Consider the following 20841-nt stretch of genomic DNA (forward strand, 5'->3'; position numbering starts at 1 on the left):
GAAAGAAAAGTTTGCGGCGTATTTCATGGCTAATGGCATCTGTAATTTTATTACAAATAACATTCATCTACAACAAACACAAATCAAATAAGGACGCATTTATAATCTTTCATAAAAGTAGAAGCAGTATTCTAGGTTTCCATAAAATCAACCAACCTAGCATACACCATAACCTAGACCCGACAAATATTTCACAAGAAAAACTATTGCAAAACTATGCGGTTGAAAATTTCGTTTCCAAAATTGAAGAAGCTTCTATTAAAGACCTATACATGATCAACGACAAGCCTTTGTTGATAGTTGATAGTTTGGGAGTCTACAACGTACCAAAGTTCAAACCGCATTACATTCTTTTGAGGAATTCGCCAAAAATCAACCTTAAGCGATTGATCGATTCCATTCATCCTAAATACATCATTGCAGATGGGAGCAATTACAAATCTTACATTGAAACTTGGGAAGCGACCTGCCAAAAAGAAAAGCTCCCTTTTCACCATACAGGCAAAAAGGGAGCTTTTATAATCACAGACTAAATATTTTATCCTTTAAATTCTGGTGTAAAAGCATTGTAATATTCATTAAAATCCTCTTGAGAATTCATATTTACATGGTCATTGTTATGAAACAATTTTAAGTACAACTCCAATTGTTGCGGTTTCTGATATCCTCTAATTGGAGCCAAAATTTTCCCTTCTTCATCAAAGAACACTACAGTTGGGTAGGCACTCACTTGCAGATATAACGTTAACTCATGTACACCATTCCTACGATTTGTCAGAGCAGGGTCATAATTCTTATTGGAAAATGTTTTACCATCATAATTAACAGTTTCATTTCCCTCCGCATTAAATTTAACAGCGTAATAATTTTCATTCACATACTTAACCACATCAGAATTATGAAAGGTGTTTTTATCCAACATTTTACATGGACCACACCAATTGGTATACACATCCATCATAATCTTTTTGGGGTTCTTTTTTTGTAATTGAAGTGCTTCATCCAAGCTAATCCAATTAATTTCCTGGGCAATGCTACTTACAGAAGTCAACAGAGCCAATAGTACAATATATCCTAGTTTCTTCATAAATCCTTTGTTGTATTAATTCGTTGTAACTTACAAAAAATGCTCCTCGTAAGGAGCATTTTACAGGTAATTTAACTTTTTTATCGATTATCGCACTCCGTGCATTAGTTTTTTAAGAACTGGATTCAAAGCGAATACCAAGGCTCCTGCAACCATTGGCACAATTGTAAATATCAAAAAGAACGTAGACAAGCTGTATGCCTCAGTAATATTCTCAATTTGGCCACCTAGAACTGCCGCCAACTTGTTACCGATAGCAATAGCCAAATACCACATACCAAACATTAAGGCAATCATTCTTGCCGGCACCAACTTACTAACATAAGACAGCCCTACTGGAGACAAGCAAAGTTCCCCCAAGGTATGGAATAGATAAGCCAAGATCAACCAAATCATACTTACTTTCATAGTACCTTCAACACCACTAGACCCCCAGGCCAAAAGTCCAAATCCTACACCCATGATTATTAAACCAAGTGCATATTTTGCAGCCGCCGAAGGGTTATATTTACTCTCCCACCATTTTGAAAAGAATGAAGCAAACACAATGATGAAGAATGAATTAAGAATACTAAACCAAGAAACAGTAATCTCTACCTCGCTTTCTTTAATTTGCGCCACTTTAGCTTTAACCACTGAAGACTCTCTGTTCATTGCTTCAGCTTGAAGCCTAACAGACTCCAATCGCTCTTCGTCTAAATACCCAAAAGCAGTTCCTTCATTGTTCTTGCTTATCATATGTATTTCATCTCCCAACATAAAATCAATTGGCTCAGCGATAGAAACGGTACGCTCAACAACCTTATCAGTATCTAAGACCTTTGTTCCTTCTCCAATAGCAATATATTCAAATTGCAATTCGCCCTTTTCATCTTTAGATTGATTTCCATTCTCATCTAAAACAGGACGTTCAATCGCCGCATATTTCACATCATAAGCTGTAGTGTTAAAATCTCTGTTCAACATCCAACCTACAATACCCCACATGAAGACAAAACATATCACTAATACAATATTCGATCCCGGAATTTTATGAAATGTCTTTTTCCAAAGTAAAACCAATACCCAAGAAATAATCAATAAAGGAACTACTGTAAGCAAGGTATTGATAATATTAAACGTTGTAGCAGCTCCACCACTTAACATTCTATCTACATTGTCTCTTGCAAAAATTACCAATGAAGAAGCTCCCTGCTCAAAAGACAACCAGAAAAATACCGTAAAGAAGGCGAAAATGATAAAGGCCAACATACGATCCCTAACTACTGGTGTATATCTCATAATACGACCAATAACCAACACCAAGAACAACGCCAAAGCAAACAAAATTGCAGTATACTGTCCTTCCAAGTTACCTATTCTGAATGCTGAGAACATATCTATTCCTGCAATTTTGGACATTGGATCGTTAATGGCATAACCTAGTCCAATAACTGTACATACTACAATCAATATTTTATCTAAAAGCGTAAATGGATTTTCTTTACCAACATTAGCTTCCTCTCCTAGTTCCTTTGCGGGATCATTAATATTTTCAACAAGCTTATCTTTTTTTGAAGGTTTCGCTCCAATTGCTCCAAAGAGTTTCCCAGACAAACCGAATTGTAAAGTACCCAATAACATGAATACTCCCGCCAATCCAAATCCATAGGACCATCCTATTTTTTCAGCTAGATAACCACAAAGCATCATTCCAAAAAAGGCACCAGCATTCACTCCCATGTAGAAGATTGTGTAGGCACCATCCTTTTTCTCAGGATTATCTTTATACATTCCTGAAATAATGGAAGTAATATTCGGTTTAAAAAATCCAGTCCCTATTACCAATAAGGCAAGTCCTAAATAGAGAGAGAACTCAGTCTCCAAAGCCATGGAAGCATGACCAAGGGTCATAATAAGGGCTCCAATAATTACCGCCCCACGATACCCTGTAATCTTATCGGCAACAATTCCTCCAAGAATTGGAGTGATATAAAGTAACATTGCATAAGTTCCAAAAAGAGCCCCCGCATTTTCAACTGACCACTGCCAACCTGGATTGTAACCTATCAATGCCATAGTCAAGAAATTCACCAAAAGCACACGCATTCCATAGAAGGAAAAACGTTCCCACATTTCAGTAAAAAACAGTACAAACAATCCTGCTGGGTGCCCTAGCACCTTATCCTTAAAAAGGTTTTCAATATCCGTATTCATATGTAAATTTAGCTTAGTATAGTTCGGTATCGCAAGAAGACTAGGCTTCGTCGCTGTGCATCATTCTTTCATTATCTTCCGCTCCGTGCGTTAAGCGTTTTAACGGTTTTAAGATGAGGATAAACAAAGTTCCAACGATGATGGTAAATATTAAAATCCCTAAAAACACCGTGTATTCTCCAAAATCACTAGCAGATTCTCCAACAATTCCAGCTACTTTACTACCTAATCCAGTGGCTGCAAAATAAACCCCCATCATTAAAGACGCATATTTTATTGGCGTTAATTTTGTTATGAAAGACAATGCTACCGGAGATAAACATAACTCTCCAATGGTATGGAACAAATAAGCCATTACCAACCAAAGCATACTTGAACTTCCTGATTTTTCAAATTGCATAGCTGCAAATACCATAAATAAGAATCCAAATCCCATAATGATAATCCCCAAAGCCATTTTAAAAAGTGAAGAAGCTTCTTTTCCTTTCAATTTACGTTTCGCCCATATAGAAGCTACAATAGTTGCAAAAATGATAATAAATCCAGCATTTAAACTTTGGAACATGATTGTTGGAATTTCCAAACCAAACAACATGCGGTCAGTCTTAGTATCAGTATATAAGTTCATCAAACCTCCTGCTTGTTCAAAGGCTCCCCAAAACACAATTACCATGATAAAAGAAAGCAACAATACCAAGAAACGGTCTTTATAAACTTGAGAATCCAAATCTTTATAAATCATCATCAACAATGCTGTGATAGCCGTAAGGAATACAAACAATAATCCATATCCCCAACCTAAGGCATACCATCCATAAAGAGAAACCAATAACAGAACCAAAGTAATCACCAATTGCTTAGGTGAACTTCCCAATTTCCCATACAATTCACCATAAGAAACTTCATCATCTCCTCCAGTACTTGGCTCATGGTTTCCTACTTGAGATAGGTACTTTTGCCCATATAAATAATTCAACAATCCTAATAACATCACAACTCCGGCCAATCCGAAACCTGCATGCCATCCATAGAACTTCACAACAATTCCCACGATAAGGGTTGCCAATAAAGACCCTAAGTTAATTCCGATATAGAAAATACTGAATCCTTTATCTCTACGGATATCCCCTTCTTTATAAAGTCCTCCAACCATTGTGGATATATTCGGTTTTAACAAACCAACCCCGAGAATCACCAAGCCGAGACCTGTGTAAAAGGCCCAAGTATCGGTAAGTACCAAAACGCCATGTCCTAAACACAGAATAATCGCTCCCCATAAAACGGCTTTCTTTTGACCTATCAATTTATCAGCAATCATCCCTCCTGGAATCGACATGACATATACCAACATAGTGTACCAGCCATACAAAGCCAAAGCCTCTTGACTTGTCCAACCCAAACCGGCACCTCTTGGATCATCTCCCATAGTGGAAGCAGTCATGTACAGTACCAATATGGCTCTCATCCCATAATATGAAAAACGTTCCCACATTTCTGTAAGGAACAATATGTAAAGGCCTATTGGCTGTCCAAAAAGTTCTTTTTGGTGCGGTTTTAAAGTTGTGCTCGACATAATTTTAGTATTAATTAAAAACTATTAGTTAATTCTTTGATTTTAAACAAGAAACAACACCTGCATTAGGGAGTTAGGTGTTGGCCTCTAAATTTTTGACAAAATATTGCCAAGTTTACTAAAAATAAAGCAAAAAGCCATCAGTATTAACAGATAAATCAGTATTGCGGTCCGCTGCCTGAATATTAACGCTTATAATAGTATCTTTGCGTGTTAAAACATGACCTGATGAGTAAAACGATTTCCGGTTTTTCCAAACTGTCCAAATCCAAAAAAATCGATTGGTTGGTAGAAACCTACTTTTCAAATAAAGAAGCTGCCAAAACAGTTTTAAAGCAATATTGGAACTCCAATGACAAGCTGCAACAACTGCATGACGAGTTTATTGAAAATACCATTTCCAACTATTACCTGCCTTTGGGTGTCGCCCCTAATTTTATCATCAATGGGAAAACCTATACCATCCCAATGGCTATTGAAGAGAGCTCTGTGGTGGCAGCAGCAAGTAAAGCGGCTAAGTTTTGGGCAACCCGTGGAGGTTTTAAAACCGAAGTTATTTCTACTACAAAAATAGGTCAGGTACATTTCAATTTTTCTGGTGAATTGGAGACTCTTCAAAAGTATTTTGAATGGGTGAAACCAAAACTTATAGAAGCCACAAAACCTATTACCAAAAACATGGAAACCCGTGGTGGAGGTATTCTTGATATTGAATTACAGGATAAAAGCGACACATTGGAAGGCTACTTTCAATTACATGCCACTTTTGAAACCTTGGACGCCATGGGCGCCAATTTCATCAATTCCTGCTTGGAGCAATTTGCCAAGACCTTTGTTTCGGAGATTGCCGATTTCGAGGTTATTGCCAATACCGATTTGGACATCCAAATAATCATGAGCATTCTTTCCAATTATGTTCCAGATTGCTTGGTAAGAGCGGAAGTAAGCTGCAAAGTAGAAGACCTTCAGGAAGATCCTTCTATCCCCGCCGATGAGTTCGCCAAAAAATTCATTCAAGCCGTGAAGATAGCCGAAATCGAGCCATTTAGAGCCGTCACCCATAACAAGGGTATCATGAACGGTATCGATGCAGTAGTTTTGGCAACAGGTAACGATTTCAGGGCTGTTGAAGCTTGTGTCCATGCCTATGCCTCAAGAAACGGACAATATGGAAGCCTCACCCATGCTAGTATTGAAAACGGCATCTTTAAATTTTGGATAGAAATCCCATTGGCGCTAGGTACAGTGGGCGGCCTTACAAGTTTACACCCATTGGTAAAATTAGCCTTGGAGATGTTACACAAACCGTCAGCTAAAGAGCTGATGCAAATTGTGGCCGTTGCTGGTTTGGCACAGAACTTTGCAGCATTACGATCACTAACCACAACCGGTATTCAAGAAGGTCACATGAAAATGCACTTGATGAATATTTTAAATCAGTTTGAGGCAAGCAATGAAGAAAAAGCGCACTTGGTAGAACATTTTAAAACCAACGTGGTTACCCATAGTGCTGTAGTAGAAGCCTTAAATAATTTGAGACAATAAACGTGGATTCGTTCAAGTATTACAGTCACGGCAAATTATTGCTAACAGGAGAATATGTGGTTTTGGATGGCGCATTGTCTTTGGCCATTCCAACTAAGTTTGGGCAAGGTTTAATTATAAAACCCATTGAAGAACCAATCCTTCATTGGAAAAGCTTAGACCATGAAGGTAAAGTTTGGTTTGAAGGCAAATTCAAAATTGAGAACAATCAAATAGAATCTATTCAACATACCAATCAAAATGTTAATGATCGTTTGATGCAAATTTTGGATACTGCTAAGAAATTAAATCCAGAGTTCCTCAATACCTCAAATGGTTTTGAAGTAACCACCACTTTGGAATTCCCAAACAATTGGGGACTTGGCACCTCTTCTACCTTAATTAACAATATTTCAAACTGGGCAAAAGTCGATCCTTATCAACTTTTGGACACTACTTTTGGAGGTAGTGGTTACGACATCGCCTGTGCTAGTCATGACACCCCTATTTTATATCAATTATCAGAAAATAATCCTAAGGAAAGAAAGATTACCCCGGTAACTTTTAATCCTGCATTTAGCTCGCATTTATACTTTGTTCACTTGAACCAAAAACAAGACAGCAGAGAGGGTATTGCGCATTATAAAGCCCACAGAGGAAAGAATTCTTCGGCCATTTCTGAGATTAGCGATATTACTGAAGGATTTTTAGAATGTGATAATTTAATTGATTTCGAAACGCTTCTCGAGACTCATGAAAGTATTATCTCCAAGCTTACCAAACAACCAACAGTAAAAGACCGTTTATTTCACAATTTTAACGGGGCTGTTAAGAGCTTGGGAGCATGGGGAGGAGATTTTATCATGCTCACCTCTGAAGTTGACCCTCGACCTTATTTGAGCTCCAAAGGCTTTACAACCGTCTTGCCTTTTTCCGAAATGATACTCAAGTAAAAAAACTTTATAAATAAAAAAAGCTCCACTTTTCAGTGGAGCTTTTTTTATACCTAAGAGACTATTTCAATTAATAGAAATTAGCTCTGTTATCTTCGATGTCTGCAGCATCTTTCAGCGCATTGTAGGCTTTAGCTTGAACTGCATTCACTCTTGTAGTTGTCAATCTGTTTGCAATTGGTTGGTAGTTATCCAAACCTGCAGCTGGCGTTACTTTAGTAACTTCAACCATATACACACCTTTGTTACCGTCGATCAATTTTGAAGTTTCTCCTTCTTTCAATCCAAAGGCTACACCAATTACTTTTGGCTCCAAACCAGCACCAGACAAGGTTGGGTTTTTCATATTTACCGCTGAAGCTGTACGCGTACTTACACTTTGCTCTTTCGCTACGTCGGCAACTGTAGATGCAGAAATCTTCTCACGGATCATCTTCGCTTTCTTCTCATTTCTAATTTCAGCAATTGCAGTAGCAGAAGCATTCTCAGGAGACATTAAACCTTCTGGAGTTACTTTTACCAATTCTACAACAGCATAACCACCACCAGGAATAGAGAAACGTTTGTAATCTCCAACTTTAGTTTCAGCATCAAATGCCCAACGTACCATTGATCTTTGACTTCCCAAACCTGGGATATTTTCATCCAATACTTTTAAGCTAACTGGCTTTACAGTATAGTTATTTTCTTTTGCTACCGCTTGGAAATCTCCTTTTTGGATAGCTACTTCAAATTTAGAAGCAGAGTTGAATACGTCATCAATAGTTTCTTCTGAAGGCTCGATTTTTTGAGCAATAGTAGCCACCTTAACCGCTCTAGATTTGTTCTTTTGATCTAAGATCTCGATGATGTGGTATCCAAAAGACGTTTTTACTACGTCGATATCACCAATATTGTTCTCGAAAGAATATGCTTTGAATTCTGGAGCAAAAGATTGGTTGTAACCAAACTCGATAACTCCTTCTTTTTCGTTACTTACTTTATCTGAAGACAATTCCAACAAATCAACAAATTTGCTTTGCTTAGTCTTGATCAAGTTCAAGATGCTGTCAGCCGTAGCTTCTGCTTCTTCTTCAGTATCTGTAATAGAAGGATCAACTCTTGTAGCTCCAATAAAAGGCACCAAAATGTGTCTTACTTTTACTGAGTCTGGCATTTGCTTTTCAGCAACTACTTTGCTCAACTTAAAGAATCCGTTGTCTTTGTAAGGACCGTAAAAACTTCCAACAGGCAAGTTGTAGATGCTATCCGCAGCTACCGTTGGCAACGCCGATTTAAACACAAAGTTGTCGTTGTATTTAATATCAGAATTTGCGTTTACAAAATCCTCGATATTTTTAGTGTTCTTGAATCCGTATACAGTTTCATTGGCTTTAGTTACTTTGTTGAATTCCTCATGGTCATCCAACAATTTCACCAAATTGGCTTTGATAGCTTCCTCGTCTTGTACAGAAGCTACTTCTTCAAACTCTACAAAGGCAATATCTCTGCTCTCTTCTACTTCGTACTTACCTTTGTTCTCGCTAATATATTTAGAAATATCAGCCTTGGTAACTTCCACTAAACTATCGGAGATAGTAGTATAAGGAATGCTAACGTATTTTAAATCTACAGTTTCGTTTTCCAACAAATAATCTGTTTCAGCTTCAGCCAAAGTACTTGCCACACCAGCTTTGATCATATTGAAATATACTTGCTCCTTTGCACGCTCTGCAATAGCAGCTTCGTTGTTTACCCACTCGTTGTAGTTAATTTGGAAGTTTCCAAGAGGGGCACGATTAGGAGTATTATTTTGAATAGCCTTTAAGTTTGCAATGAATTCGTTCAACTTGTTTTCGTCAAACATCCCAGCCTCATTGCTGAATTCTGGATAAGACGAAAAGTTTTGCTTCAACAAATCTCTCATTTGGTCTTTCTCAACAGACAATCCCAACTCTTCAAACTGTCCTTCCAACACAGCTTTTCTCACTTCCTGCTCATACACCCTGTTCATAGTTTGTGTAGATGAAGCACCTGGACCTTGCATTCTTTGTGCATTTTCCACTTTTTGCATGAACTCTACCCTATCGATATCGGTTCCGTTTACGGTTGCTACCACATCTTGGGCACTAGCCGCGGATCCATTTCTAAAAAGATCTGATAAAACGAAGGAAAATAATGCTAATGCAATGATTAGAATTAAAAAGAGTGAACGTTGTCTAATTTTACTTAAAACTGCCATTTTATTGTATACGTTAAAAAATATAAGTTCGCGAAAATAACGTTTTATATGAAATAATAAAAGATATATTAGGTTTTATTGTAGATTTTAAATATAGAGACTATACCCAATAAAACCTACCGAAAAACAAAAGATAAAACCTTACAGACAGACTTTTATTTGAAGTAAAAAGGAATAGTAGATTTTTAAAAACTATTCTTCCTCCAGAACTTTTAAAGAGACCACGTCAATTTTGGTTGAAGAGACTTCCAAAATAGTAAACAGATAGTTTTCAATCATGACCTGATCATTCAATTGTGGGATCTCCTCCGTTTCATCCACAATCAAACCACCCAAAGTTTCATAATTTTCCCCTTCTGGCAGATCCAATTTATAGGTTTCGTTAATATAGTCTACTTCCAGACGTGCAGAGAATTTATAATTCCTGTCATCAATTTTTTCCTCTATCAAGGCAATGGTATCGTGTTCGTCCTCAATTTCACCAAACAACTCCTCTACAATATCCTCCACAGTCATGATTCCTGCTGTTCCACCATATTCATCAATTACCACCGCAATACTCTTACGCTTTTTAGTAAGGATGTTCAACACATCCTTTACCAACATAGTTTCCGGCACAAACTCTACCGGAAGAATTATGGATTTTATGGAAGTTGGCTTTTTGAACAATTCAAAGGAATGCACATAACCCAACACATCATCAATAGAATCTTTGTAAACCAAAATTTTGGAAAGTCCAGAAGCTGTAAACAGTCCACTGATATTTTTGATGGTATCATGCACTTCAACAGCGATAATTTCGGTTCTTGGCACCATTACTTCTCTCGCCTTTACTTCGGAAAATTCTAAAGCCTTTTGGAAGATCTGGATTTCACTGTCTACTTCATCATGCTCTTCCACCGATTCCATTTGTTCACTGATGTAATTCCCTAATTCCACTTTAGTCATGGCCAATCTAACATCATCGCCATCAGTTTTAAAAAAACGACGCAAAACACTGTCTGAAATCCACATTACAAAAGAGGAAATAAACCAAAACAACAAATAGAATAGATAGGCTGGAAAAGCGAAAATCTTTAAAAAGGAATTGGCGTAAATCTGAAAAAACACCTTTGGTAAAAACTCAGCAGTGATCAAGATGACCAGCGTAGAAATTACTGTTTGCGAAAGCAAACTTAAATCGGAGAGTAGATAGTTTATAAAACCATAATTGGTGGGTAAAATGGATTGGAACCACTCCATCAACACATCTCCCATCACAAAACCGTAAATAACCAGAGCAATATTGTTACCGATAAGCATGGTAGCGATATACTTGGAAGGCTTTTCGGTTAAACGCTTTAATATTTTGGCCAAGAAGTCGCCTTGCTTCTTCTCAATTTCAATATGGATTTTGTTGGCCGAAACATAGGCTATTTCCATTCCGGAGAAAAACGCCGAAAGCAATAAGGAAACTACAATGATGACTCCGTTAATGTCCATTGGGCATTACTTGTTTCTGTCTTCAAACTTCTTTCTGAAACGGCTCCTGAAGAAAAACATAAAAACCGCCAAAGCTGCCAATAGCAAAGAGGTATAGGCTCCATTACGGTTGGTGTCCCATTTTGAAATCCCATCATAAGTAAACAATACCGCAAACACAATATAAGCGTATTGAAAAATCTTCATTAATTTCATGAATCTTGGTGTTAATTACCTCACAAAGATAGCTAATTATTTAAGTGTAGGATTTAGTTTGAGGGGGATTCTTCGGTATCATCTAGATACAATACGCCACTCATTTCGGTAATTTCGAAGTTTTCGAAATTGGAATCGGAATCTAGACCTTGCCCTTTGGTAAGTTCCGAGCCTGAGCGAAGGGTAAACTCACCATTGGTAAACAACCATTCATTTTTTTGATCGTAGTACAGTTGGTCTGCATAAAGCGTGTCCTTGGAGTAGGTAGATATCACCACATTCCCTTGAAGGTCTATAAGGTCTGTGTCATTGTACACAATGGCATAATCTGATACGATAACATTTTTATGGAAATCGTCATCAAAGACCGTAAGATGAATACCATCAGGAAACTCCGTAAAGGAAAACTTTCGGTTTGAAAAGTCCAACATTTTTGGACTCACCAAATTGGCTTTCATTTTTGCAGTATCGCTCAATTTTTCGGTATACTTTAAATTGATATGCTCCGCTTCGCCAATAGGTTTGTTTTGGGAAATCCCAATTTTCTGGACTTCCTTTAAGTTGTTTTGACACGAAAAAAACAAGGTCACAGCAATTGCTGTGACCAGTTTTATGTTATTATATAAATGTTTCTGTTTCATTTACAAACTTGGCACCACTACGCTACCATTGATCCAACAACCAATTTTAATAGTTTGTCCTGCGTTACCTTTAGTAAAGATATCCCCTTTTGTAGGCGCATTACCTTCGTAGCTAGCAGCTGTTTGGTTAGCTACACTAGTTAGAGTAGCATCTACTTTCCCTGCTTTTCTAGCTTCTTGGGCTGCATACCAGAATACGGCTCTTTTATCAAAACTATCAGCACCACAATCGTTCGCACTAGCTGCATACATTGCAGCAATGTTCAAGTGAGGTCTTCCGTTTGAAGGGTTCAACTTCAAAGACTCTCTGTAGTAGTTTCTAGCTTCGCTATAACGACCCTTTTTCTTTAAGATCCCACCAATTCTCTCAGCCAATCTTCCTTTCTTGTACTTATCAGTTTCCAAATCGAAAGCTTGCTTTAAGTAGTTTACAGCTTCGCTATCTTTATTTTGCTTAAACAAAATAGTTGCCACGAAGTATTTAGTATCTGCAGATGGTGCTGTAGCATCATAAGCTTTTACCAACTCGATATAAAGAGGATCGTCTGTACATTCTTTGTTGTACATTCTGCTTACAGCTCTCTTCAACCAAACGGCATCATTCTTATAAGTATCGAAATCCTTTTTGTACAATGGAATTAAGTTTTCACAATTTGCCAATTGCCCTAATTTGCTATCGATACTACCGCCGATTTTCTCATAGTTTTCAAGGTAGTTAGTATAGTATTTTCTGTATTTCTCTTCCTTAGAAGTCAATGTTTGCCCTGCCTCTTCCTTTTGAACTAATTTGTTCAACTCTTCTGTGCAGATTTCTACCTCAGTACCAATTTTATCAGATACATCATCATATTTATCAAATACAGACTGAAGGGGTAATTTCCCTTCGTTATACAAATCTACCGCTGTAGAAAAGTACACGTACAATCCTTTAGGGTTTTTAAAATTTTTCAAATCTTCCTTATATGCTCTATCAAACATATCATAGATTTCCTGATTTGAAACTCCCAATTCCTTTTTGTTATCATACATCAATAACCCTTTATCATTAAGTACTTCTCCTTTTTCGTACTTATTTGGGAAATTAGCAAGACCTTCATCCAACAACTTCATTTTATCATTCACAAAAGCCGCTTTATCTGCACCTGAAGAATTCTTGATTTTATGGTCTAGAATTTTCTCACCATACCCGTAAATAGCATAATTAAACTTTGGGCATTTGTTACGCACCTTCATCCATGGCTCATATGCCTCATCGTATTTTTTGCTCTTTACATAGTCTGAAAAGATCATTAGGTTAGTCATGCACTCTTCGTCTTGTTGAGCAAACCCGATGTTAACGCTCAAAAACAGGGCAACTAATACTAAAGTTATTCTCGCTTTCATTGTTTAATTATTAATTACTGTAAATTTAGTTATATTTTAATTTCTGGAACCATCTGTCGTTTAAAGACAAACTGATTAGGATATTGGCGAAATTTTCCTGTACCAAATTTTGGTTTGTGGTTCCTCTTTTTCCGAACTCCAACCCAAGGTTTGCATTGGAAAACACACCTCCCACTGGAAACCCTGCTCCAAAAGATATGCCAAACTCCTTAATATCCTCATCACTTATTTTCAAACCTGTGTGCTCAAAGTGCATTCCAGCCCTATAGGTGATTCGTTTCCAGTATTTTGAAAAAGAATCATACTCAGGAATAAAAAATCCTCCAAATGAGAAATTCGATCCATCTACAAAGTTAGTATTATTACTGTCCATAAACGGATTTGAGAACGCACTTATGTTTTGGGTAGTATATTCCGCCCCAACAAACCATCTTCTTGGTTGCCCAATTCCTGCTCCAAAAGACAAACGTGACGGCATCGTCAAATCGGTTTCATCCAATCCCTGCGATTCCAAATCGGCCTCAAGACTTGTTCCATCTCCAGTTAATATCGTTCTGGTATTTTTCGAAGTCAAGCTCCCTTCTGGCGCATAGGTTAAAGAAGTTACCAATTCAAACTTTTCCTTAATCATGGTTTTATAAGTCACTCCAAAATTCACCGTAAACCCACTTAAATTGGAACGGTTTCTCTCTAAAGTAGGATATTGGATATAATCTCCTTCATCAAAGAAATACTCCTGAACGTTATTTCTAACATTTCCAAAGTTATAACTTAAATCAACACCAACACTCAATTTTGGTGTCACGGCATATCCCAGACCAAGATAAGTTCTATTTAAACCACCTTCTCCTGTATATTTATTGGTGATATTCCCCTCTTCATCTTTAGACTGAATTTTATAACCCACCGATGTATAAGGCAACAAACCAAAGCCAAAACCAAATTTCCCCATTGGGATAGACATGGCCAAATAGTCAAAAGTGGTTGCAGAAGATCTGTCGCTTCCACTATCACTTTGCAAATTCAAACTTTGTTGGCTTCCGGCAAGGGCAAATTTCACTGGACGGCTTTCCTCTTTAAATGACTTTAGGTTTGGGGTTGCGTAACTTGCAGGGTTTCTTAAATTAACATGGATACTATCGGTATAAATACTCAAGCCTCCCATACTTCTGTTTTCAACAGTTCCCTTGAACTTTAAACTTCCAATTCCAAAAAACGAATAGGGTGAAACTGTACCTTGTTGTGCATGTAACTGCAATGCAAAAGAAGCTATAAAAACTACTACAAGTTTTTTTATCATTTAGTACAAATTATATTCTAATATAAAGTTTAAACCTTCTAAAAGAAAATTAGAGTTGGCAAATATGCCATTTTTTAATTGTTTTGACAAGAAATCTGAGTCGCCACCTGTTAAAATAACTGTTAAATCTCTATATTCCTGACGATAATCATCAACTACTCCATTAATTTCTTTTAAAACACCGCCAACAACACCCGAATGTATGGAAGTAATGGTAGAATCTCCAATTAGACCTCTAGGCATCTCTGTTTCAAGTAACGGCAAATTCGCCGTTAAATTGTTCAACGACTTGTAGCGCATCCGGATTCCTGGAGAAATAGCGCCTCCTTTATAGGTACTTTCGGTATCTGTAAAATCGTAGGTAATACAGGTGCCCGCATCGATGACCAAGACATTTTGCTGAGGAAAATTTTTAACGGCCGCGCTCACTAGGGCCACACGGTCTACCCCTAAAGTATGCGGCGTACTGTAAGCATTTACAAAGGGAAGTTTAGTCTCCGCATCCAAAACCAAGACTGGCAATTTTGACTGAATCAATTTCAGCATGCCATTGTCCAAATCGCCCACCGAAGAAAGAATGCATTTCTGAATGCTTTCATAATTTTCAAAAAGCCCCTCAAACTCGGTTTCAAAATGAGCAAGATCGAAACTGCACTTAAAAATAATCTCCTCCTGCTGGAAAATGGCAAACTTTACAAAGGTATTGCCAACGTCGACAATTAAATTCATAGCTTTAAAAAGGGTAAAATTACAAAACAAGTATGTAACAGTTTAAAAAGGCAAAAAAAATTTATTCCTAAATCGCTAGAATTTAAGCCCTAAAAGCGACAAGAATAAAAGAATTAAATTTTTTCTAAAATTATCTTTGCGAATATCAAAATTGCCCTTATATTTGCATCCGCAATTAAGCGACTGGTGCCTTAGCTCAGTTGGTAGAGCAAAGGACTGAAAATCCTTGTGTCCCTGGTTCGATTCCTGGAGGCACCACCAGCAAAAACCCGAACAACTTTGTTCGGGTTTTTTGGTTTTAACGGTTTTATATTGAAAAGAGCTCAAAAACGCTATTCAATTTTTATTTGCTTTTTTAGCCTCTCGCTCCTGTTCCCGTTCCAATTTCTTAAAATAGCCCCTAAACAATATATTGTGCTTTAGCGCTTCCATGTTTTCATTAAACTTATCTGTCCCCTGTTTGATATTGTCTGCCGAAGTTTTCAAATCCCGCACCAAAGTAGTGTCGTTTAAAATATAATTGAGGGTTCCCTTACTAGATTGAATATCCAAAACCATTTTATTGATATTACCAACCACACTTTCCATATCCACACTCAAACTTTCCATATTTTGCACTACTGTTTTTAACCTTTCTCCCGAAATAGTATCGTTCAGCAATACTCCCAACACCGATTCATCATTAGTTTTCAAAGTTTCCACCAAGCCATTTAATTTGTTCACGGTAGCAGACGCCCCTTTACTGGCTAGATTTAAATTGGCAATGGTTTGCTTTAATTCTTTAGCCATGACGGTATCATTTAGCAAGACACCAATGGTCCCCTCTCCATCCACAATTCTATTGGTAATTTTTAACAGATCCGAAGTGAGAATTGCAGCATTTTCATTGGTCGTACTTAAGGTATTCAAAATATCATCGGCACTTATTTTACTATAAGACTCTAAAATATCACCATTATCAACCACGGGAGCACTTCCCTTTCCCGGAACGATGTTCACCACCATATTCCCTACAAGGCCATCAGCCCCAATGGTTGCAATGGCATTTTTCCTGATGTGCCCTATTATTTTTTCATCCAAAGCCATATCTACACGTATCATAGAGTCATTGACCATATAGACTTTTTTCACGGTACCAATATCCAAACCGGAATAACGCACATTATTTCCATTCTTTAAACCGTTGACATTTCTGAATTGTGCACTTATGGTAAATGTTTTTTTGAACAGTTCCTGACGTTGCCCGATAAGATAGACCGCTGCCACAAATAAAACAGACCCTATGACTACAAGAAGCCCTAATTGTATTTTCTTTGAATCCATCGTTTTCATACTTCTTCTTTAAAAAATGCCTTCACTTTTGGGTCTTTGGAACTGGACAACTCAGCAAAAGTTCCAACCGCATAATCCACGCCATCTATCAACAATACCATCCTATCAGCAATCACCCGGGCACAGTCCACATCATGGGTAATAATTAGCGACGAAGTATTGTACTGCTTCTGCACTTTTTGCATCAAGATAACAATTTCCTTCGCCGTAATAGGATCCAGACCACTGGTGGGCTCATCATAAATAATGATTTTTGGCTGCATGATTAGGGTCCTTGCCAAGGCAATACGCCGTTTCATTCCTCCCGATAATTCCGAAGGCATCAACTCGATAGCCTTTGCCAAACCAACATTTTCCAAGGCTTCTACAACCAACTTCTCTTGATTCTCCTCTCCTCCAAACTTCTTGGTATGCCAACGCATAGGAAATTTAAGATTTTCCCTTACCGTCATGGAATCATAAAGAGCACTACCCTGAAACAAAAAGCCAATTTCCCGTCTTAAAATATCTAATGATTCATGGTCCAACTTCGTAATATCATTGTGCATCACCGAAATAAAACCACTGTCGGCCTCCATCAAACCCACCAAACATTTTATCATTACAGATTTCCCAGAACCCGACTTCCCCATAATAACCAGATTTTCCCCTTGATAGAGCTGCATGTTAAACCCATTCAATACATGGTTATCACCAAAGCTCTTGTGAAGATCTCTCACCTCCAAGACCACTCTAGACTCTTCTATGTGATTCTGCTCCATCATAAATCATAGAAAATATCAGTCACCAAAACCGCTACAAAGTCGATAATAAATAACATTAAAGAGGTCACGACCACCGCCGAATTGGCTGCCATCCCAACACCCTCAGTTCCTTTATTACAGAAATACCCTTTATAACACCCAACAAGCCCAATGGCCAAACCAAAAAAAAAGGTTTTTATCGTCGCTGGAAAAATGTCGCTAAACTCCAGAGCATCAAACACCTGATTGAAATACAACATAAATGACACATTCCCTTTAACGTTCTCCACCAAATAAGAACCAAATAGCGCAACAGCATCTCCAACAATCACCAAAATAGGCAGCATTAAGGTAGCAGCCAGCACACGGGTAACCACTAAATATTTAAAAGGATTGGCTCCCGAAACTTCCATGGCATCAATCTGTTCTGTAACCCGCATAGAGCCCAACTCTGCTCCAATTCCAGAGCCTATTCTCCCTGCACATACCAAAGCCGTAATTATGGGACCAATTTCCCTTACGATGGAAATCCCCACCATAGAAGGCATCCAGGACACTGCGCCAAATTCCATTAAGGTGGGACGTGTTTGCAATGTCAAAACCAAACCAATAATAAAGCCTGTAATAACCACCAACAGCAAGGAACGATTTCCAATATTGTAACATTGCCGCAAGAGCTCTTTAAACTCAAAAGGCTTCTTAAACAACTCCTTAAAAAACCTAGAAGTAAAATAAGTCATATCCCCTACCTCCATCAGAAAGTCTTTCACATGCAAACTTATATTACTGGATTTAACCATATTACCCCACAAATATCTATTAAAGATATGAAATTGAAAGCATCCGCAATATGATGTAAGTCAATTATCAACATTGACAATTCTCATTTCAAAAAACCAAATATCATTGTATATTTAAGCAATACTTTCCATTACATCTATTTTATGAACATAGGTTTAGTACTTTCTGGCGGGGGTGTTAGAGGCGCAGCCCATATAGGCGCCATAAAAGCCCTTGAAGAACACGGTATTTTCCCAACACAAATTTCAGGCACCAGTATTGGTGCTATCGTAGGCGCATTGTATGCCTACGGACATCATTGGAGTGATATCCTTCATTTTTTTAAAAAGTTTCAAATTTTCGACGTCACCAAGTACGCCAAAGGAAAACCAGGCCTAATTGATACCGAAAAGTTTTATGCTGAATTCAAGAACTACTTAAAGGAAGACAGTTTTGAAGCGCTACAAATACCACTTAGCATAACGGCTACCAATATTTTGGATGGCAACCTTGAAATATTCAACCAAGGAAAATTGATCATGCCCATACTGGCCTCTGCAGCCTTTCCCGGGATTTTTGCCCCAGTGAAAATACAAGACGATTATTATATTGATGGAGGGACACTCAATAATTTTCCTGCTGAATTATTAAAACCCCATTGCGACCGCATCATTGGAAGCTACGTGAATGGCATTGACTCCATAAACATCACCGATGTCAAGCACATGTTCCACATCATGGAGCGCGCCATTAAACTAAAATCCTTTCAGGAAGATTACAGTAAATTCAATTTGTGCGATGTGGTTGTGTACCCAAAAGAACTCAGCAAATATGGCACTTTCGATAAGAGGTATGTTGATGAGATTTTTAATATAGGTTATCACAGAACAAAAGAAATTCTAAACAACAATGAAGCGCTCCTTCAGCAAACAGCTGCCTTAGTTCTAAACAACAAACAATTGTAGCACGTACCTAAAATGAGCTATAAAGTATTGGCAATTTTAATTCTCGGAATCCTGTTAAAGAGCTCTCTTTTTCAAGAGAAAAATTTCTTTTTATCACAGCTCAATACCCGAAAAGACACGATTTCCACCGAAAAAGCATGGCGGACTATCAAGATTGATCGCAATATTACCATTGAAAACTATTTTCAATATGTAGATTCCCTAGTAAAGCAATACGACTCTTTAACAAAATACCCACTTACAGAACACCTATTAATACGGGCCAATCCCTGGGTAATCGACACCTTATACAACACCGATTACTACCGAATGAAAGCACGCGATTCTTTTACCTACGACCAAAAGAAAATGATTGCCTTGCCCAGGGGAAATACGCTTAAGGTTCCAGATTCCCTAACTGCCAAGGGCCTTCTTACGGCGTTCCAAAACTCCCGCATAGATGTGAACATCCCCGAATTCAAACTCCGAATTTACGAGGGAGAAACAGAGCTTTATGAATTTCCCGTAAGAGTAGGAAGACACGAAACAAAGTACCTAAAGATGTCCGACAAAATTGAAGACCTGCGAACCAAAACTGGTGAAGGTCATATTGTAGCCCACAACAAACATCCACGCTACGTCAACCCGGCCACCAACCACGAATATTTTGTAACAAGACGAGACGACAACAAGGTCACTAAATTGCCCTTGATTCCATTTACAGAAACCCAACTGGATGGCCAGAAATACGGGCAAATGATCCATCCCACCACCAATCCGGTTACTTTAGGGAAAGCCTATTCCAATGGCTGCATTGGCACCCGAGAATCAGACGCTTGGATTATTTATTACTATGCTCCTATAGGTACACCTATTCAGGTGAGATACGATTTAGAAACAGTCAACAAGGAAGGAGACACCTTGATCTTAAAGGATATTTATAAGAAAAAGGACTAAAACCTTGAATTAAAACCAACAAAAAAGCCGAACAAATCTGTTCAGCTTTTTACAATCTATCCCTCATATGCTTTTACGCCACAACCGTTTCCAAGGTCTTCACACCTTCCAAATGGGCTAGCATATGGTCGCCAGATTTTACCAATCCAACACCTTTAGCTGGCGTTCCGGTTAAAATAACATCTCCAGGTTCAAGCGTCATAAATGAGGACACTACTTCAACAACCTCTCCCAGGGAATAAATCATTAACGACGAATGCCCGGTTTGCACCACCTCGCCATTGATTTCTAAAGTAAAATTGATATTGCCCAAGTCTTGAAAGCCTTCCATAGACACAAATTCCCCTAGTGGCGTTGCGCCATCAAAGCCTTTCGCCAAAGCCCAAGGCCCTTTGCTTTCTCTACTAGCGGCCAATACATCCTTAGCTGTTAAATCATTAGCAAGGGTAACGCCATCAATATAATCGATAGCCTCTTCACGAGATACATTCTTACACGTCTTACCAATTCTAAACGCCAATTCAATTTCGTACCAAACCTCGTTGGATACTTTTGGCAAATGCAAGGTCTCCCCCGATTTTAGGATACTACTTTCTGGTTTTGTAAAGATCACGGGCATGCCTTTTTCCGAAGGCATTTCAGAAAGATCACTTACGTAATTCTTCCCTATTCCTATTATTTTCATATGTGGTTTACTAATTAATTTACATTGCAAGATAAAGAATTTCCCCACACACTAAACAATAAAGCAATCCCTAAAAACCATAATCCCTCCCTGTTAATTTCCTCCTTAGAAACCAA

The 20841-nt window shown here is 38.0% G+C and carries 19 protein-coding genes and 1 tRNA gene; 6 read left to right on the forward strand and 14 right to left on the reverse strand.

Annotation, left to right across the window (positions count from 1 at the left end; translation table 11 throughout):
* Positions 1-32 precede the first annotated feature (32 nt).
* Positions 33-533 carry a hypothetical protein gene (locus BKM32_RS16315; protein WP_083702065.1) on the forward strand — a complete coding sequence of 167 codons (501 nt, stop codon included), beginning with the start codon at positions 33-35 and terminating at the stop codon, positions 531-533.
* A 5-nt stretch (positions 534-538) separates the two neighbouring features.
* On the opposite strand, the gene BKM32_RS01865 is transcribed toward BKM32_RS16315, so the two are convergent.
* The 3 genes from BKM32_RS01865 to BKM32_RS01875 form a co-directional block, all read right to left on the reverse strand.
* Positions 539-1087 carry a thioredoxin fold domain-containing protein gene (locus BKM32_RS01865; RefSeq protein ID WP_076662307.1) on the reverse strand — a complete coding sequence of 183 codons (549 nt, stop codon included), beginning with the start codon at positions 1085-1087 and terminating at the stop codon, positions 539-541.
* A gap of 87 nt (positions 1088-1174) precedes the next feature.
* A complete protein-coding gene (locus tag BKM32_RS01870) occupies positions 1175-3283 on the reverse strand; it encodes a peptide MFS transporter (RefSeq protein ID WP_076662308.1) in 2109 nt (702 codons plus the stop codon).
* Positions 3284-3323: 40 nt separating this feature from the next.
* Entirely contained in the window at positions 3324-4856 is a 1533-nt protein-coding gene (locus tag BKM32_RS01875; protein ID WP_076662309.1) for a peptide MFS transporter, read from the reverse strand.
* A gap of 228 nt (positions 4857-5084) precedes the next feature.
* Here BKM32_RS01875 and BKM32_RS01880 point away from each other — a divergent pair, with 228 nt between their 5' ends.
* Together BKM32_RS01880 and BKM32_RS01885 are read left to right on the forward strand one after the other, a co-directional pair.
* Positions 5085-6401: a hydroxymethylglutaryl-CoA reductase, degradative gene (locus BKM32_RS01880; RefSeq protein ID WP_076662310.1), complete on the forward strand. Its 1317-nt coding sequence runs from the start codon at positions 5085-5087 to the stop codon at positions 6399-6401.
* Between the two features lie 2 nt (positions 6402-6403).
* Complete coding sequence (locus BKM32_RS01885; RefSeq protein WP_076662311.1) at positions 6404-7333, forward strand: GYDIA family GHMP kinase; 930 nt, start codon at positions 6404-6406, stop codon at positions 7331-7333.
* Positions 7334-7403: 70 nt separating this feature from the next.
* On the opposite strand, the gene BKM32_RS01890 is transcribed toward BKM32_RS01885, so the two are convergent.
* From BKM32_RS01890 to BKM32_RS01920, 7 genes are all read right to left on the reverse strand, one after another.
* Positions 7404-9554, reverse strand: a complete 2151-nt coding sequence (locus BKM32_RS01890; RefSeq protein WP_076662312.1) for a SurA N-terminal domain-containing protein — start codon at positions 9552-9554, stop codon at positions 7404-7406.
* Between the two features lie 192 nt (positions 9555-9746).
* Complete coding sequence (locus tag BKM32_RS01895; RefSeq protein ID WP_076662313.1) at positions 9747-11036, reverse strand: hemolysin family protein; 1290 nt, start codon at positions 11034-11036, stop codon at positions 9747-9749.
* Positions 11037-11042: 6 nt separating this feature from the next.
* Entirely contained in the window at positions 11043-11231 is a 189-nt protein-coding gene (locus tag BKM32_RS01900) for a hypothetical protein (RefSeq protein WP_053976128.1), read from the reverse strand.
* 53 nt (positions 11232-11284) lie between these two features.
* On the reverse strand, positions 11285-11872 hold the full coding sequence (lptC, locus tag BKM32_RS01905) for an LPS export ABC transporter periplasmic protein LptC (protein ID WP_076662314.1): 588 nt from the start codon (positions 11870-11872) through the stop codon (positions 11285-11287).
* The gene (locus tag BKM32_RS01910; RefSeq protein ID WP_076662315.1) at positions 11873-13255 is read right to left on the reverse strand and encodes a M48 family metallopeptidase; all 1383 of its coding nucleotides are present in this window, start codon (positions 13253-13255) and stop codon (positions 11873-11875) included.
* Positions 13256-13280: 25 nt separating this feature from the next.
* Entirely contained in the window at positions 13281-14555 is a 1275-nt protein-coding gene (locus tag BKM32_RS01915) for a hypothetical protein (protein WP_053976131.1), read from the reverse strand.
* Positions 14556-15284, reverse strand: coding sequence for a type III pantothenate kinase (locus tag BKM32_RS01920; RefSeq protein WP_076662316.1), 729 nt, complete (start codon positions 15282-15284; stop codon positions 14556-14558).
* Between the two features lie 185 nt (positions 15285-15469).
* On the opposite strand from BKM32_RS01920, the gene BKM32_RS01925 reads away from it, so the two are divergent.
* Positions 15470-15545, forward strand: a tRNA-Phe gene (locus tag BKM32_RS01925).
* Between the two features lie 75 nt (positions 15546-15620).
* Here BKM32_RS01925 and BKM32_RS01930 read toward each other — a convergent pair.
* From BKM32_RS01930 to BKM32_RS01940, 3 genes are read right to left on the reverse strand one after another with little or no spacing between them, the layout of a single operon-like run.
* Positions 15621-16616: an MlaD family protein gene (locus tag BKM32_RS01930; RefSeq protein ID WP_076662317.1), complete on the reverse strand. Its 996-nt coding sequence runs from the start codon at positions 16614-16616 to the stop codon at positions 15621-15623.
* Positions 16613-17380 carry an ABC transporter ATP-binding protein gene (locus BKM32_RS01935; RefSeq protein ID WP_076662318.1) on the reverse strand — a complete coding sequence of 256 codons (768 nt, stop codon included), beginning with the start codon at positions 17378-17380 and terminating at the stop codon, positions 16613-16615. The genes BKM32_RS01930 and BKM32_RS01935 overlap by 4 nt, the downstream gene beginning before the upstream one ends.
* Positions 17377-18129, reverse strand: coding sequence for an MlaE family ABC transporter permease (locus BKM32_RS01940; protein ID WP_371328754.1), 753 nt, complete (start codon positions 18127-18129; stop codon positions 17377-17379). Before BKM32_RS01940 ends, BKM32_RS01935 begins: the two co-directional genes overlap by 4 nt.
* 174 nt (positions 18130-18303) lie before the next feature.
* On the opposite strand from BKM32_RS01940, the gene BKM32_RS01945 reads away from it, so the two are divergent.
* Both BKM32_RS01945 and BKM32_RS01950 read left to right on the forward strand, forming a co-directional pair.
* Entirely contained in the window at positions 18304-19104 is an 801-nt protein-coding gene (locus tag BKM32_RS01945) for a patatin-like phospholipase family protein (RefSeq protein WP_076662320.1), read from the forward strand.
* 12 nt (positions 19105-19116) lie between these two features.
* Complete coding sequence (locus BKM32_RS01950) at positions 19117-20040, forward strand: L,D-transpeptidase (protein ID WP_076662321.1); 924 nt, start codon at positions 19117-19119, stop codon at positions 20038-20040.
* 73 nt (positions 20041-20113) lie between these two features.
* On the opposite strand, the gene BKM32_RS01955 is transcribed toward BKM32_RS01950, so the two are convergent.
* A complete protein-coding gene (locus BKM32_RS01955; RefSeq protein ID WP_076662322.1) occupies positions 20114-20725 on the reverse strand; it encodes a fumarylacetoacetate hydrolase family protein in 612 nt (203 codons plus the stop codon).
* Positions 20726-20841 lie beyond the last annotated feature (116 nt).

It is taken from the genome of Mangrovimonas sp. DI 80, from assembly GCF_001975575.1.
Taxonomy (GTDB): Bacteria; Bacteroidota; Bacteroidia; order Flavobacteriales; family Flavobacteriaceae; genus Mangrovimonas_A; species Mangrovimonas_A xylaniphaga.